The sequence below is a fragment of the Halomonas sp. ND22Bw genome (genome assembly GCF_003011945.1).
GTDB classification, from domain to species: domain Bacteria; phylum Pseudomonadota; class Gammaproteobacteria; order Pseudomonadales; family Halomonadaceae; genus Halomonas; species Halomonas halophila.
In genome coordinates this window covers 1-344 of record NZ_PXWD01000406.1, presented here as the reverse complement: position 1 = coordinate 344, position 344 = coordinate 1, and the positions used below count along the sequence as shown (strand labels likewise).

Genomic DNA, 344 nt, shown 5'->3' with positions numbered 1-344 from the left:
GACGAACAGGCCGATCACGATGTTGCAGAACACCAACAGCGCCGTCGTCCGCCACAGGGCCGAAAACACCCCCAGCGAATAGGCGCCCTTCATCTGGGCGAACATATGCACCGGCACCGCCAGCAGCCCCAGCGGAATGACGATGGCGCCCAGCCCCCCGGCGATCGTCGCCGACACCACCATCAGCATCAGCAGCATGGCCATGAAGGTCAGCGAATACAGAACGAACACACCGTGGTCGTACAGGGTGAAGCCGCGCTTCCACAGGAACAGCAGCGCCACGAACGGGATCGACAGCGGCACCAGCAGGAAGGCGAATTTGTACAGCGTCTGCTGCAGCTTGT

1 protein-coding gene is annotated in these 344 nt (G+C 62.2%); it reads right to left on the bottom strand.

Going from position 1 to position 344, the window contains the following annotated elements; all coding sequences use genetic code 11:
- Positions 1-344, bottom strand: a 344-nt coding sequence (locus CVH10_RS18645) for a hypothetical protein (protein ID WP_219924824.1), incomplete at both ends; no start/stop codon positions are given.